The sequence below is a fragment of the Coleofasciculus sp. FACHB-542 genome (assembly GCF_014695825.1).
Taxonomy (GTDB): domain Bacteria; phylum Cyanobacteriota; class Cyanobacteriia; order Cyanobacteriales; family FACHB-T130; genus FACHB-T130.
In genome coordinates this window covers 80,761-95,837 of record NZ_JACJPB010000009.1, presented here as the reverse complement: position 1 = coordinate 95,837, position 15,077 = coordinate 80,761, and the positions used below count along the sequence as shown (strand labels likewise).

General features: G+C 41.0%; 13 protein-coding genes. 3 read left to right on the top strand and 10 right to left on the bottom strand.

What is annotated here, in order from left to right:
* Nucleotides 1–84 precede the first annotated feature (84 nt).
* The 10 genes from H6F52_RS01695 to H6F52_RS01650 form a co-directional block, all read right to left on the bottom strand.
* Nucleotides 85–1,158, bottom strand: coding sequence for a glycosyltransferase family 1 protein (locus tag H6F52_RS01695; RefSeq protein ID WP_190531504.1), 1,074 nt, complete (start codon nt 1,156–1,158; stop codon nt 85–87).
* Nucleotides 1,159–1,160: 2 nt separating this feature from the next.
* Nucleotides 1,161–1,967 (bottom strand): glycosyltransferase family 2 protein, encoded by an 807-nt coding sequence (locus H6F52_RS01690; RefSeq protein ID WP_199300303.1) that lies wholly within the window; start codon nt 1,965–1,967, stop codon nt 1,161–1,163.
* Between the two features lie 35 nt (nt 1,968–2,002).
* A complete protein-coding gene (locus H6F52_RS01685) occupies nt 2,003–3,076 on the bottom strand; it encodes a glucose-1-phosphate thymidylyltransferase (RefSeq protein WP_190531500.1) in 1,074 nt (357 codons plus the stop codon).
* A complete protein-coding gene (gene rfbD / locus H6F52_RS01680) occupies nt 3,048–3,947 on the bottom strand; it encodes a dTDP-4-dehydrorhamnose reductase (protein ID WP_190531498.1) in 900 nt (299 codons plus the stop codon). Before rfbD ends, H6F52_RS01685 begins: the two co-directional genes overlap by 29 nt.
* Nucleotides 3,947–4,489 (bottom strand): dTDP-4-dehydrorhamnose 3,5-epimerase, encoded by a 543-nt coding sequence (gene rfbC, locus H6F52_RS01675; RefSeq protein ID WP_190531554.1) that lies wholly within the window; start codon nt 4,487–4,489, stop codon nt 3,947–3,949. The genes rfbD and rfbC overlap by 1 nt, the downstream gene beginning before the upstream one ends.
* A gap of 19 nt (nt 4,490–4,508) precedes the next feature.
* Nucleotides 4,509–5,435, bottom strand: coding sequence for a glycosyltransferase family 2 protein (locus H6F52_RS01670; RefSeq protein WP_190531496.1), 927 nt, complete (start codon nt 5,433–5,435; stop codon nt 4,509–4,511).
* 127 nt (nt 5,436–5,562) lie between these two features.
* Entirely contained in the window at nt 5,563–6,297 is a 735-nt protein-coding gene (locus H6F52_RS01665; RefSeq protein WP_190531551.1) for a methyltransferase domain-containing protein, read from the bottom strand.
* Nucleotides 6,298–6,365: 68 nt separating this feature from the next.
* Nucleotides 6,366–9,923, bottom strand: a complete 3,558-nt coding sequence (locus tag H6F52_RS01660; protein ID WP_199300302.1) for a glycosyltransferase — start codon at nt 9,921–9,923, stop codon at nt 6,366–6,368.
* A gap of 56 nt (nt 9,924–9,979) precedes the next feature.
* Nucleotides 9,980–11,350, bottom strand: a complete 1,371-nt coding sequence (locus H6F52_RS01655) for an ABC transporter ATP-binding protein (RefSeq protein WP_190531494.1) — start codon at nt 11,348–11,350, stop codon at nt 9,980–9,982.
* A gap of 41 nt (nt 11,351–11,391) precedes the next feature.
* Nucleotides 11,392–12,237 carry an ABC transporter permease gene (locus H6F52_RS01650; RefSeq protein WP_190531492.1) on the bottom strand — a complete coding sequence of 282 codons (846 nt, stop codon included), beginning with the start codon at nt 12,235–12,237 and terminating at the stop codon, nt 11,392–11,394.
* A gap of 438 nt (nt 12,238–12,675) precedes the next feature.
* Between H6F52_RS01650 and H6F52_RS01645 the strand changes: the two genes are divergently transcribed.
* The 3 genes from H6F52_RS01645 to chlG all read left to right on the top strand — a co-directional run bounded on the left by H6F52_RS01645 (nt 12,676) and on the right by chlG (nt 15,057).
* Nucleotides 12,676–12,870, top strand: coding sequence for a DUF2862 domain-containing protein (locus H6F52_RS01645; RefSeq protein ID WP_190531546.1), 195 nt, complete (start codon nt 12,676–12,678; stop codon nt 12,868–12,870).
* A 6-nt stretch (nt 12,871–12,876) separates the two neighbouring features.
* Nucleotides 12,877–13,974 (top strand): ArsA family ATPase, encoded by a 1,098-nt coding sequence (locus H6F52_RS01640; RefSeq protein WP_190531490.1) that lies wholly within the window; start codon nt 12,877–12,879, stop codon nt 13,972–13,974.
* A gap of 90 nt (nt 13,975–14,064) precedes the next feature.
* Nucleotides 14,065–15,057 carry a chlorophyll synthase ChlG gene (chlG, locus tag H6F52_RS01635; RefSeq protein ID WP_190410408.1) on the top strand — a complete coding sequence of 331 codons (993 nt, stop codon included), beginning with the start codon at nt 14,065–14,067 and terminating at the stop codon, nt 15,055–15,057.
* Nucleotides 15,058–15,077: the final 20 nt, after the last annotated feature.

Genomic DNA, 15,077 nt, shown 5'->3' with positions numbered 1-15,077 from the left:
GAAGCTTGAAGGAGAATCTTGAGCTGACCCCCAATCTTAACTTGACAATTTGCCACTTTGTAATTTTGATAATTTTCGCTGTGTTTACAAATATCGCTGAAGGACTTGGGCAGTCGCTTGTCCAGTTTTTGTCCAGCTAAATTGACTGGCTCTAGCAAGACTAGCTTGACGAAGACGCGATCGCCATCCTGAATCCGTCACCACTGCCTGCATCGCTTCGGCAATTTCTCCCACGTTGTAGGGATTGACTAAAAGGGCGGCGTCACCCGCGACTTCTGGCAGCGAGGAGAGGTTGGAAGTAATCACGGGGGTGCCACACGCCATTGCTTCTAAAACGGGCAGTCCAAAGCCCTCCCAGAGGCTAGGGAAGACGAGAGCGATCGCTTGATTAATTAGCGTCGGCAATTCCTCGTAGGAAACGTAATCTAGAAATTTTACTTGATTCTTTATACCTAGCTGTTCCACCTGCGCCATCAACACAGGCGTATAACGCTTATCCCCAGATCCAGCTATCCATAATTCATTGTCACGGCAACTTGGTAAAGTAGCGAATGCGTTAATTAACCGAGCAATATTTTTGTAGGGATCTTGGCGACCAATATAGAGGAAATAACTGCTTCTAGGAATATTTAGAAACCGAAAATGATTGACGTCATAAGCCAAATGAATTGGCGTAATTTTATATTCTGGAATGTGGAAGAAATCAATAATATCCTGAGCGGTGGAGCTAGAGTTACAAATAATATGCTCAGCTTGCGCTAAAACCTGGGGAATATAGTAGCGGAAGTAGGGCGTTAGGGGAGAAAAGCGTTTAGGAAACCGCAGCGGGATGAGATCGTGAACCATTACCACTGAACGGCAACCCGCATACAACGGCGCTTCAGGAACTGGGGAAAAGATTAAACTAGAATTCAATTTTTTGTAAATTTCGGGCAACTGCCGCTGCGTCCACAGCAGACGGCGAAAATGCCCTTTTGACCCTTGTGCGGGGGTTAGATCCGACGGAACTGGATAGCAGCGATAGTTGGGAAAATTTTGGGCTGTCAGTAAGGTTGGTTCGAGAGGCTGGAGGTGCGGAAAAAGATTTATGGCATAGGTGCTGATGCCAGTCGGTTGGGAAAAAATGAAGGAAAGATTGACTAGGAGTGGACACAGCAAGGTTAGTATCGCTTTTTTAAATAGAGGAAGACGCCGTAAAGTTTACCAAGGGCGACCGACGGTTTTACTACAAGTAACATAAACGCATGGAAAATAAGACGGAGAAACCGTAGCGATCGCACTGTTAAACTTGCATATCTTTCCAAGGTTAGCAAGTAGCTATAGGTACTATGCTTGATTTTATTAAAAATGTTTCTGTCTGTAATCGAAGACGGTTGATGCCCGATGCGAATCAGAGGGGTAATACCGATTAAATGCCCCTCTAGGGAATAGCGTCTACAAAAATCAAAATCTTCATAATAAAGAAAGTAAGCCGGGTCAAACTCAGGACAATTGGGAAACATTCGGAAATTGACCAGCAGACTACATCCCGAAACCCAATCGCAGGGCATATAAGCTAATTTTGGATGCGTCAACAACAGGTTTTCAGAGAGAATTGTTCCAGTTTCAGGAATAAAGCGTCCTCCACCAAACCAAACTTCTCCTGCCGGTGTATAGATAAAAGTGCCAACAATAGAAAGTTCTGGATAAGTCTTAAAAAAGGCTGGCACTTGTTCTAGAGTCTTTTCTAGAAGATAGCTGTCCGGGTTGATAATCCAGACGATTGCTTCATTATCTTGCTCATAAATCCAATTTAAACCTAAGTTACAGCCTTTGCCAAATCCTAGATTAGTTTTTGCTTGAAGAATCAGAATACTATCCGTTTTGACTTGCTCAATTGAAGCATCATCTAAAGAGTTATTGACAATAACAACCTGATAGGGAACCTCGCTATCCTCCGGAAACGATCTAATGAGTTGAGTAACCAAATCTGTTGAATAATAGTTAACTGTAACGAAATAGATCACGTTAGTTCAACGTGGCAATCATCACCAATCATAAAACGCAGGGCCTTGGGTCGGCGGTGGGCCGCGGTTAGCTGGGCGCGTTGCCCAATTAGACTATCTACAATTCGCTGATGAATTCCCACCACTTGAGCGCCCTGTAAGATAACACTATGCTCAAGATCGGCGTCGATTAGGATGCTGCAATCACCAATGCTACTATAGGGGCCAATAAAGCAGTTTTCGATGTGGCAATCTCGACCGATAATCGCAGGACCCCGAATGGTACTGTTAACAACTTTTGACCCTTCACCAATTTCCACTCGTCCAATGATTTGAGTTTGGTCATCCAGCTGACCTTGAACTGAACCAACGAGATAACTATCTAGAATAATTTGATTGGCTGACAAAAGATCGTCTTTTTTACCAGTATCCAGCCACCAGCCTTCTAATTGACACGCTTCTACGCTTTTTTGCTGGTCGATCAAGCATTGAATGGCATCTGTAATTTCCAGTTCGCCTCGCTTAGATGGGTGGATACAAGCAATGGCGTGATGGATGCTGCGATCGAAAAAGTAAATCCCCACTAAGGCGAGATTGGAGGGAGGAACTTGGGGTTTTTCTACCAGATACAATACTCGTCCCTTCTCATCCACTTTGGCGACACCAAAGGCGCTGGGATTAGCCACTGGACGCAAGAGAATCATCGCGTCCAAGTTTTGGGCTTTGAAGGTGTCCAGAAATGGATCTAAATTGTTCTGGATCAGGTTATCGCCCAGGTACATGATGAAGGGTGCATCTTCCAAGAAAGGTTGGGCAATTTGGACGGCGTGGGCAAGTCCTGCTGGCTGTTCCTGGAGAATGTACGTAATTCTGGCACCGAAGCGATCGCCATCGCCAGTTTTGGCTTGAACTTCTGCGCCGGTTTCGGGACTGATAATAATACCAATGTCGGTAATGCCTGCGGCAACGATGCGTTCGATGCCGTACCAGAGGATGGGTTTGTTCGCGACGGGCACGAGTTGTTTTGCCCCCGTATAGGTGAGAGGACGCAGCCTCGTGCCTTTACCGCCGGAGAGAATTAAAGCTTTCATCGCCTATGTACTCCAGTAACATCTGCCGCAATCCCTGTCGCCAGTGGGGGGGATAAGTTCCCATAACCGCAGATATTTTCCCACAGGAAAGGACAGAATAGGCGGGACGATGTGCGGGAGTGGGATATTCAGCAGTAGTAATGGGGATGATGCGCTGGACTTTTAAGGGGAACCCCACGTGTTTGGCTTCTTCAAAGATGGCAACAGCAAAGTCATACCAGCTGGCGACACCGCTATTGGTGTAGTGGTAGGTTCCGGCGATTTCTGGTGTCAGATGGGGAATGAGTTGCGCGATCGCTTGTGCTAAATGTTTTGCCCAAGTCGGGCTACCAATTTGATCGGCAACAACGCGGATTTCCTCGCGTTCCCCACCCAGTCGCAGCATGGTTTTGACAAAATTACTTTTGCCGTAGGTGCCGTATACCCAAGCTGTCCGCAAAATAATATAGTTATTGCAGTTTTCTTGAACTGCTTGCTCTCCGGCTAATTTTGTGCGACCGTAAGTGCTTGCAGGGTTAGTATTGTCAGTTTCTTGATAAGGGTAACCGTTTTTGCCGTCAAAAACGTAATCTGTAGAAATATGAATTAGGTACACGCCTAATTTTTGGCTTTCTTGGGCTAGGATAGCAGGCGCTAAAGCATTTACAGCGTCAGCCTGTTCTGGTTCACTTTCGGCTTTATCCACTGCCGTATAAGCGGCAGCATTAATAATTACCTGCGGCTGAACTTCTTGGACTATCTGACGCAGGGTTTCTGGCTGTGTAAAATCAACTCTTTCACGTGCAACAGCTATTACTTCTGCATTAGTAAATACTTGCTGTAATTCTTGACCTACTTGCCCTGCACTACCAGTAAGTAATATTTTTGTCATCAAAAAACCTCAGCAGTTTTTATAGTTTTACCAGCTTGGTCTTTTACAGATAGTATTGGTGTCCCATCTAAAGGCCAATCTATAGCTAAATCAGGATCGTTCCAAAGAATACAACGTTCGTGTTGAGGGGCGTAATAATCAGTAGTTTTGTAAAGAACTTCCGCTACTTCTGAAATAACTAAAAATCCGTGAGCAAAACCAGCAGGAACCCAGAATTGCTTTTTATTTTCAGCATTAAGAATACAACTAACCCACTGACCAAAAGTCGGAGAGTTTTGGCGAATATCTACTGCGACATCAAAAATTTCACCAACAACAGCACGGACTGACTTTCCTTGAGGTTGTTGGATTTGGTAGTGTAACCCACGTAAAACATTTTTAACTGAACGTGAGTGATTATCTTGCACAAAGTTAGCTGAAATTCCAGCTTTCTCTATAAAGCTGTTTTGATTGTAGCTCTCAAAAAAGAAACCGCGACTATCACCAAAAACTTGCGGCTCAATCACTAATACATCAGGAATTGCAGTAGTTATGATGTTCATCAGTATACTAATTTGAATATCAATTCCAAGTTTTACCAAGCTTACCTATCAAACCATGAAATGTTCCTATTAAACAACCCCACATTTTGAAAAATTTATTTTTAGGGTCAAATACTATTATTTTAATAATAGTATAAATTAAATACTTGACTCTTCTTAAAACGCTTATAAACTTATATACACCTTGGGCATAATTAGTTTCTAAATAAGTATGATTCCTACAAATATAATAATGACGTAACGCCGAGTATTTTTGGATAATAATTTCTTTATTAATAAACTTGATTTTTAAAGGCTCTCCAAAATTATGCTTCATAAAAGCATTAGGAACAATTAAATTATGGTAACCTGCTTGTTTTAGTCTTAGTCCATAATCCAAATCTATTCCATCAATAAATAGATCGCTACGTGGCGGTGGGATAGTTTTAGCAGCAGCGATAGAGATTAGAGAACCAGAAGTAATTGGTGCATCACAATCATAAGGATTAGTTAGGCTCTCTGAGCCATACCCTCTAAAACTATCTTTTTTAAAAACAGCACCTTGGACTATTTTATTGTTTCTACTATCTATAGGAGTAGGTGCAGTAATACCAATTTTATATTTATTACTTGAAAATTTTTTATAAACTTCTAGAAGAATTTCAAGACAGTTATATTCAGGGACACTATCTTGATCGAAAGCCCATAAAAAGTCATATCCTTGTTTAATAGCCCATGCAATTGCCCAAGTTAAACCAGCCCCAATTCCTATGTTTTCTGGATGAAATTTGATTAAAATATTTTCTTGATTAGTAAGATGTAATAAAGGCTTCGTGCTGGAGTTATCTACTATTAGTAACTTCTCAACGGGCAAGGATTGGCAAGTAATAGCATTGATACAATCTATAACTGCTGTTGGATTTTCATAAGCAGTTATATAACCTGCTATCTTGTATTGCTCGCTCATTTATGTAGTATCACTCCAGCAAAGCGATGTAAAGACAACACTATTGAAATATATTCAATTAATTAGTAATGAAAACCCTTACATTCACTATAAATATTATTTTTGACTATTATAGTTCAGGCTGAATTTATCTGGCAGATTTTAGAGCAATCAAGAATTCGTTATAAACAATATTATTGTATTGTTTATCAACAATTTCCAACCCTTCAATCATACCCGCTTCAATCAAATAGCTAATTTGGTTAAAAAACTCTTCATCTGTCCAAACGTGACAATGAGCATCTGCCATTCCCGATTCAAAATTTTTGCATCCCCATTCATAAAACTCTTTAGGTGATTTTATGCTTTTCTGCCTTAAATCGTCAGATGCAGCCTTGGCAAATTCCAAGATATGCTCTAATGAAGGATAGTTACAATTATTATAATAATCGTCTAGCAGATGTTCTATTGTAGTTGAAGGTCTTGAGGCATCAAAAGTTCTTCTCTTATCTGGACAGGCAATAATAATTACCCCTCCTGGTTTGAGCAAATTGTGTAAATCCTTAATATAGCCAATGACATTAGGAATATGCTCAATAACGTGGCATAGAACTACAAAATCAAACTTTTTGTTAATTTGAGTGTGAACCTCACTATATCTTTGGAGAATGTATTTGACAGGCATTACTGTCTCTGGCGGCAGGTTCCAGAGACGAATCATTTCTTCTGCTGAACGAAAGTCTGCAAATTCGCAATTGCCAACCTCTTTGGAGACAGTTGGTAAGTCGCAAGCTCCTATTTCTAAACCTTCTGATTTTTCTAAGTCAACTAAATTATTTAAAAATTGTAAGCGGTTTAACTGATAATCTGCTCTAGTAATCATTCTTTTACTCTGAATTCTAAATTTTTTAAACAAAATCAATTTTCTCTTTTTTATCTGTGTATATTCATTCAACTTCTAAAGTTAAAGCTATATTCTCTAATAATTTTCTCAAATTGAGAACACATATTTTTAACTGTTAAGTCTTTGACAGAGTGATAACCAGCAGTTGCAATTTTGTGTCTTAGTCCAGAATTATCTACAAGGTTTGTTAATGCCTGAAAAACAGATCCTACATTAGGCTCGCATAAAATACAAGCTTCATCATCAACCATTGCTCTCACTGGAGGAACATCTGCTTCTACTGTGGCACAACCGCAAGCCATTGCTTCAAACACTACTGTGCTGATATTGGTCATAGAAAAAGATAGATGTATATCAGATGAGCGCATTGCTTCTGCTGCTTTTGCTTGAGTTAAAACACCTAAATTTTCGTAAGGAAATGGCAGTTCTAAAGCTTCTTCCAGTCCGTACAACTTAATTTGCACATTAGGATTATGCTTATGCAATTTATCTAATATTTCAACCCCTAAGGCAAAGTTACGCCTAGGGATATAAGGACGAGCAAAAAATAAAATTGAGCAGGATTTATTTGTATCTAAATGCCGCTCCAGAATCGGCTCTTTTGCTAAGAAAGCTTCATTCAATGAGAAGTTTATATAGGGGTATTTGATGCGATTTCTTTTACTCAAAACTTCGGCTAAATACTTGCCAATACAAATCATTCCCAAATGTAAATCGTAAGTCGCTTCTGCTTGTTTAAAACAAATATCCTCTGGATCGTAGAAATGAGGTTCGTAATCTTGAATAAAATATGCTTTAAATCTTGTATTAATTAACCCCTCGACAACATAGGCTGTAGGCCAATTGGTTGCAATTGCTACATCAGAGTCTAGAATACCTTGATGACCACAATGAATGATTGCTTTGCTCTTGCCAAAATTATCCTCGCAAAATTTCTGAACTTGTTCAGGCGTAGAACCTGCTAGATGCGCGATAGGTTCAACATAAATATGTACTTGATAACCTTGTGCGGCTAAATAATGGGCTAGGTAAAAAATCTGCTTATAACCTCCACCCGTTTGAGCAATTGGCGCTCGTAGAATAAAAGCAATTGAAAGAGGTTTATTGGCTGCTAAACTTCCACCTAATAAAGTGTTCCATAATTTCAAATTTTCTAAGGCTGAAACTCGTGTTAGGTAGCGACAATTTACATCCTCAAAGGCTTTCTGCCCCATTTGCTGTCTTATTTTGTCGTCAGTTACAAGTTTGTATAAAGCAGTTTCCCATTCCTCTAAAGTCTTACATAGTCGTCCATTAACTCCATCTTGAATAGCGACACGGAAAGCAGTTGTATCTGAGGCAATAGTTGGGACTGATAAAAGCGCCGCCTCAAAATATTTAAGTTCGCTTTTCGATTCCGTAAAAGCATTATTCTTTTCCAGTGGCGCAAGATTGATATCAACTTTTCGGTAGATTTTTGGTAAATCCCTCCAAGGCATAAACGGAATAAACTCTATCTGTGAGCTAACTTCCTGTAATTCTTCGGGAATATCTAGATGTCCAACTACTAGGAGACGAACATGAGAAAATTTAGTCAAAATACTTTTCAAAGCTAAAACGCATTCTGCGAAATCTTTGGCATGAGTTTTAGTGCCGCTAAAATACGCAATCCGAAGCATCCCATCCTTAGGAACATAGCTTTTACGAGCTTCAATTGCTCCTTGCTCCATTTCATCACTAATACGATTACGTAATATTATTGAATCTTTATTAGGAAATTTTTCTTTGATTTCTTGCTGGAGCCGAGCGGTACTTACTGTGACGTAATCACATAAAGATAGGGATTTACGATAGCGCTTAATACCATCTTCATACAGCGCCTTTTCTTGTTTATCCATTCTATTGTAAGCATCAATTTGAGAAAGACGCGATGGATCAAATACTAAATCATCAGTATCAAAAATTACTTTTATGCCTAGTTGTTTAGCTTTAATAACAAACTGTTCAAATTCGTAAGTATGCGGAACCCGATGAGCAACAACTATTTTATATTTAGAAAGAAGTCGATCGTATAAAAATACCATTGGTTCATAAACATCAACTGAATATCCAAGGTATTTTAAAATTTCTGCTTGATGATGACACCGATACCGATAAGCATCTCCAGGACAGCCACTAATAAAAGCAAACATTTTTAAGCTGTCATCAGTGGATGTTTCTTCCTGACTAGACTTAGAATTTACTTGACTAGACTCAGAATTTATCTGTTTATCTTCTATTTTATGAACTACATTTAATACTTTATTAGTATTAGGTGTAAACATTTCTGAGGCGGGAACCAAGTTTAGGAAGCCCTTAATTTTGAACCAAGCGACCCTTAGCCTCCAAAACTTACTGGTTTGCATTGCAGTCACTAAAGTCTGAGCATATACTAGGTCAGACTGCGATCGCTCAAATTCTGTCTGAGTTTTTCGCAACTGGGATTGCGATCGCTCTAGTTCTGCCTGAGTTTGTTGCAATTGAGATTTCACTCGCTCTAATTGAGATTGAGATTGCTGCAATTGAGATTGAGATTGCTGCAATTGAGCCTGCGTTTGTTGCAATTGAGATTGAGATTGTTCAAATTGTGCCTGAGTTTGTTGCAACTGAGATTGGGATTGCTCAAATTGTGTCTGCGTTTGTTGCAACTGAGATTGGGATTGCTCAAATTGTGTCTGCGTTTGTTGCAACTGAGATTGGGATTGCTGTAAATTACCTAAATTAGTCTTTAAACTTTTTTGTAGCCAGCGAATATCTAACCAATCTTGCAGAACCCATGCTAAGGAAGATTGCTCTTGAACATCTTCAATTAAAGGCAAATTTGGAAATAATTTGTTTGTGTCTGCTTGAATGTTTAGTTCCTCATAAAGAGCTAATGCTTCTGGAAAGTAATTCTTTATTAAAGTTGGTCTTTGGGACTTAGATATTTGAGTATTAAGCAATTTTGGATCGTAAATATCTGCTGCTTTAACTTGTAAAGAAATCCCAAATTTTTCAGCAATTGCTTTAGTTAATATATCCTGATGGCTAGATAAAATATTAAGGTTGAATAATAAACACCGCTCAGGAAACTGAGAATAAAAATCTAGTACTGCTTGGTTATAGTTAATCCAAACTTTTAAGGCAAAATTCGGGTTGTGCTGAAATATTTCATCGCCTCTTCGATATAGCGAGTCAATTACTTCCCAAGGAGCGCGATAAACAAATAAAAACTTAGCTTCAGAAAGTAAATCTGCCCAAAAATGAAGAAAGAGAGTTGTGCGTGGATCTTTCCAACCCCAAAGATTATTTTCTGAATTTTTCTGAACTATTAATTTTGCTTTCTTTATAAACTGCTCTTGGACTTTAATATTGTTTTCTAAAGTCCAACCTTCGGGACTAATACCTTGGGAAAATAAAACTTCTTTATGAAAGTCTACAAAATCTAGATTTTCAAAGTGTCCTTTAGCATTTGTTGGGTTACCTCCCATCAATCTTTGACCAATGTTTATTCCAGCATTTTGCAGTAGAGAAGCTGTTAAAGAAGTTCCGGAACGATGCATTCCAGCAATGATTAATGTTAAGTTTTTTACTTCTTGGGGTAGCATTAGCAAAGATTAAGATTAAAAATTATTAAAGCAAGTTCAAAGAACACCAATACTTATTAAACAACTTGTTCCAAATCAGAGTTTGGTTGGGCTAACGATACATAGGTTTCTGTGTTAAAGTCCACAAAATTAGTCTCTAACAAGTTTTCTTCTGGTTGTACTCTAAACATAGCTGCATCTATACATCGGTGTAAATATATTTCTTCTGTATCTAATATCCCCAAAACTCCTGCATTCAAGAAATAAACTCCTGGTTGTAAGCAGCAATGGAATTTAAACTGAACTTGAAGAACACTTCCTTTTTCTACACAAGCAATTGCCTTATCAAAGGTATGCGATGTGGCTCCACCTAGTTCCAAGCCGCTTGTAGTTTTAATTAACATACCACATCTTACTTTATAAGCTGTTTGATGAAAACAAACAGAGTATGTGTATATATATCCTTTCCGTCTTTGTAAGATATTAGCGCGTTCACCTGATAAGGTGGTTATATGAGCTTGCTTAATTTCTGCACCTCGTACTATATAGGAAACAGTACTTTGAGGCCGCATGTTTGGGTCATAAATATTCTTTTCCTTTGTTTGAGAATATTTATTTTTTCTCTCTATAGGATTATTGTTTTGTAAGTTGATATTTAAGATATTCTGGTTATTTAAATTGCGAATCTCATCTCGTAAACTACTTTGTTTTTCTGGTGGGGCATAAAGCAGTTTCTGATAGCTAGAAACTATTAACTTAGGATTTGCACGTAGTAGTAATTCACCTTTATCAATTAACACAGCAGTATTGCAAAGTTCTACTATCGAAGAGGCTGAATGCGAGACAAATAAAATTGTTCCGCCTTTTTCCTGAATTGCCTGAATACGAGCAAAACATTTGCGCTGAAAAGCCTCATCACCAACAGAAAGAGCTTCATCGACAATCAAAATATCCGGATCAATACTAGTGGCAACTGCAAATGCTAAACGCACAAACATCCCACTTGAGTAAGTTTTAACAGGCTGGTCAATAAAATCCCCAATATCTGCAAATCGAGCAATTTCATCAAATTTTTCTTCTGTTTCTTTTTTACTTAATCCTAAAATCTTGGCATTAAAAAATACATTCTGCCGACCTGTAAACTCTAGATTAAATCCGCTACCTAACTCTAACAAAGCTGAAACACGACCATTGACTTGGACATTGCCTGTAGTTAATGTCAGTGTTCCGGCAATAATTTGTAGCAGGGTACTTTTTCCAGAGCCATTCTTTCCTACAATCCCTACTGTTTGTCCCTTAGGAATTTCCAAATTAATATCTCGCAAAGCCCAAAATTCATCAGCTTTACTCTTGCCTGGGAGCAACAGTTCCTGCAACCTGTCTATAGGATGAGCATAACGCTTAAAGCATTTTGAAACATTGTTCAGCGAAATTGCTATTTCACTCATCACACCACTACTAAAGACACAACTAGCAGATTAATCTAAATTTAGAGAACATCAGCAAAGGCTGGACGTAATTTTCGATACACGCTTAACCCCCCAAGGAATAGTAATAGAGATACTACGCATAAACATCCCCATTCTGCCCCATGCTGCACGCTTCCTACTAAGACTAAGTCTCTATACACTTCCGCAAGTGTCGTTAAAGGATTTGCCCAAAGAACCCAATTCTGCCACTCTTTTGGAATAGCTGATATTGGGTAAAGAATTGGTGTCAAATAAAGCCAAAAATTTAATACCACTGCTAGGGTTTGTGGCACATCTCGTAAAAATACTGTTATGCTTGCTCCCAAATACCCAAAACCAGCAGTTAATAACAACTGTGGTAACCAGATCAGAGGCAGTAAAGCTAATGTAGTATGTAAGGTATGAAAGGATAATGCTATTAACACAATCAACGCCATTAAGCCAAAGGCACTCTCAATGAATGTTGATAGTACAGGCACAAGGGGTAATAAAGCTAAGGGGAATACTACCTTTTTGACTAAATTTGGTTGTGATACTACAGATACAGATCCCTGCAAAAATCCGCCTGTGAAGGCAATCCATGGCAACAATCCAGCAAAAAGCCACAAGCCAAAGGTAGCACTATCGGCTGGCAATCCCTTGAGATTGAGCTTGACCTTAAGAACAATGGAAAATACGTAGGTATAAATTACTAATTGCGATACCTGATTTAGGAGCGGCCATAAATTGCCTAAAATTGAACCTTTATAGCGAGCCTCTAAATCCCTTCGGACTAAAGTCCTTAATAAATCAAACTTGACCCACCACAGGTCATTAACCGGAAGCCAACGCCTCACCCTGCCAGCCTTGCGAACAACTGCTTTCATCGACTTCAACAAATCCTGCTACTCTCTCACAACCGAAACACGAATCCACTTTTTCCTATGAAGCTGAGTTAAACATTAGAGTTCCCATTGCCGATTCTTGGCATTTGTTGGCTTTTGTAACAAGTCTAGTCTATTTAAGTTAAAGATAATATAAGAAATTTGCCCTAATACAAGCAGAAGTTTTACGAGTTACAGTTTAGGCCAAGAGTCGAGGGTAGCAGGCTCTTGGTCATCTGGATGCTAGAGCAACAAAGCAGCGGAGCAACGAGTATGGGCGTAAATACCTTCTATGGGCATTGGGAAGAGGTCATCTGAACCGGAAAAAAGCGATGCCTAAGAGGACGCCCTTCGGTTCGTCACCGCTCGATCAAACCAATCTGCGAGGTTTTGCCCTAAACTGTGGAATGATTTGGAATGGTTCATTGCATCGGAGCAGTAATGGAGATCGGTCAAAAAGTTAAAGTATACCGCCTCAGAGACAGGGTTTCTCCCGCTGTTGCTAATAAACTGGGGAAAGTCGGCAGCATCAAAGGCTACAAAATGACAGATGGTAGTGGCGTTGGGGTCGTTGTGCAATTTGACGACAACTCGACCACTTGGTTTTTTGAAGATGAACTGAAACCCGTACAGTAAGAACAGATGGCCCTGATTTTAACGTTTTTGGGCAAAGGCGGCACGGGTCGCACCACAGTGGCGATCGCCGCCGCCAAACAACTGGCAAGCAAGGGAGCGCGAGTGCTACTTGCCGGACAAGACCCCGGCCCCACTCTTGGATTGCTCCTAGGGGCGTCCCCTAGCGTTGACCCCCAGGAACTGGAGCAAAACTTACAAGTAGTACAGTTCCAGTCTGCCGTGCTACTCGAACGCAGCTGGGAAGAAGTCAAAAAACTGGAAGCGCAGTATCTACGGACGCCTCTGCTGAAAAATGTCTACGGTCAGGAGTTGGGCGTTCTGCCAGGGATGGACAGCGCCCTGGCTCTCAACGCCATCCGCGAGTACGAAGCCAGTGGCAAGTACGACGTCATCATCTACGACGGCAGCGGCGACCAGACCACGTTGCGGATGCTAGGGATGCCAGAGATCCTCAGCTGGTATATTCGCCGCTTCCGGAAAGTGGTGGAAGATTCCGACCTGTGGAGAACCGTTTCGCCTTTTATTCAACCCATCAGCAGCGCTGTTCTCAATGTGTCATGGACTGGGGATAATTTTGCCCAACAGCCCACGAATGAGGTAAACAATCTGCTGGAGCGAGGGAGAGCCGCAGTCGCCGATCCCAACCGCGTTGCCGCCTATTTGGTAACGACGGGTGCGCCAACTGCTGTTGCAACTGCTCAGTATTTTTGGGGCAGTGCCCAACAAGTCGGGCTGACCGTGGGAGGCGTTCTGCTCAACCAAGAATCGGTCGCAGAAGGTATTTCGGAAAACTTTACTCCACTTGCGGTCAGTGCCCTTCCCAGCTCGCCATTGGGTGACTGGCAACCACTGATAGACGCCCTCCCAGATTTGCGCCAAGTATCGGGGCTGCCCAAACCTATCGAGATTGACATTCCAGGTCGTCAGGTACGTCTATTCTTGCCTGGTTTTGATAAAAAGCAGGTAAAACTCACCCAATACGGCCCTGAAGTCACCATCGAAGCCGGAGATCAGCGGCGCAATATCTCCTTACCCCCCCAGTTGAGCGGTCAACCCGTCAAAGGCGCTAAATTTCAAAATAGTTACTTGGCGATTTCGTTCTAATTGGTCATTGAGAATTGGTAATGGGTAATGGGTACTTGATAATGACCATTACCCGTTACCCATTACCTATTACCTATTACCCATTAGCAAATGACAACCGACAAACAACAAACAACCGATAACAACCCATCTGAGCGGAGTGCGAAAACTCGTCAACTGCTGGGCATGAAAGGTGCGGCTCCTGGCGAGACTTCTATCTGGAAAATTCGCTTGCAGTTGATGAAGCCGATTACCTGGATTCCCTTGATTTGGGGCGTTGTCTGCGGTGCGGCTTCTTCCGGTGAATACACTTGGACGCTGGAAAATGTCCTGAAAGCCGCTACTTGTATGCTGCTGTCGGGACCTATTTTAGTTGGGTATACCCAAACTTTAAATGATTTTTACGATCGCGATATCGACGCGATTAACGAACCCTACCGTCCGATTCCCTCTGGTGCCATTTCTGTTCCCCAAGTGGTGACGCAAATTTTGGTACTGTTATTTGCGGGGTTAGGGCTTTCCTACGTTTTAGATAGATGGGCGGGGCATGATTTTCCTACCATCACCTGCATTGCCTTGGGCGGTACGTTTCTCGCCTATATTTACTCTGCGCCACCGCTGAAGCTGAAGAAAAATGGCTGGCTGGGCAATTACGCCCTTGGTGCGAGTTACATTGCTCTCCCCTGGTGGACAGGTCACGCGCTGTTTGGCGAGTTAAACCCTACGATTATGCTTCTGACGCTGTTCTACAGTTTGGCGGGGTTAGGAATTGCCGTAGTGAATGACTTCAAGAGCGTTGAAGGCGATCGCCAACTCGGTCTACAATCGCTTCCGGTGATGTTTGGCGTTGGCACGGCTGCTTGGATATGCGTGCTGATGATTGATATCTTTCAAGCTGGAATTGCCGCGTATTTAATTAGCATCCACCAAAATCTTTATGCGGCAATCTTGATATTACTCATCATCCCCCAAATCACTTTTCAGGATATGTATTTTCTGCGCGATCCCCTGAAAAATGATGTGAAATATCAGGCAAGCGCTCAACCTTTCCTAGTTCTAGGAATGCTTGTTGCTGGTTTGGCGTTAGGTCACGCCGCTTATTAGTAGTAGCGCGTCTAGCCTAG

Excerpts from the sequence above, each read along its gene's own strand:
- H6F52_RS01685 (WP_190531500.1), bottom strand. The coding sequence starts at position 3,076 with ATGAAAGCTTTAATTCTCTCCGGCGGTAAAGGCACGAGGCTGCGTCCT.
- rfbD (WP_190531498.1), bottom strand. The coding sequence starts at position 3,947 with ATGACAAAAATATTACTTACTGGTAGTGCAGGGCAAGTAGGTCAAGAA.
- rfbC (WP_190531554.1), bottom strand. The coding sequence starts at position 4,489 with ATGAACATCATAACTACTGCAATTCCTGATGTATTAGTGATTGAGCCG.
- H6F52_RS01670 (WP_190531496.1), bottom strand. The coding sequence starts at position 5,435 with ATGAGCGAGCAATACAAGATAGCAGGTTATATAACTGCTTATGAAAAT.
- H6F52_RS01665 (WP_190531551.1), bottom strand. The coding sequence starts at position 6,297 with ATGATTACTAGAGCAGATTATCAGTTAAACCGCTTACAATTTTTAAAT.
- H6F52_RS01660 (WP_199300302.1), bottom strand. The coding sequence starts at position 9,923 with ATGCTACCCCAAGAAGTAAAAAACTTAACATTAATCATTGCTGGAATG.
- H6F52_RS01655 (WP_190531494.1), bottom strand. The coding sequence starts at position 11,350 with ATGAGTGAAATAGCAATTTCGCTGAACAATGTTTCAAAATGCTTTAAG.
- H6F52_RS01650 (WP_190531492.1), bottom strand. The coding sequence starts at position 12,237 with ATGAAAGCAGTTGTTCGCAAGGCTGGCAGGGTGAGGCGTTGGCTTCCG.
- H6F52_RS01645 (WP_190531546.1), top strand. The coding sequence starts at position 12,676 with ATGGAGATCGGTCAAAAAGTTAAAGTATACCGCCTCAGAGACAGGGTT.
- H6F52_RS01640 (WP_190531490.1), top strand. The coding sequence starts at position 12,877 with ATGGCCCTGATTTTAACGTTTTTGGGCAAAGGCGGCACGGGTCGCACC.
- chlG (WP_190410408.1), top strand. The coding sequence starts at position 14,065 with ATGACAACCGACAAACAACAAACAACCGATAACAACCCATCTGAGCGG.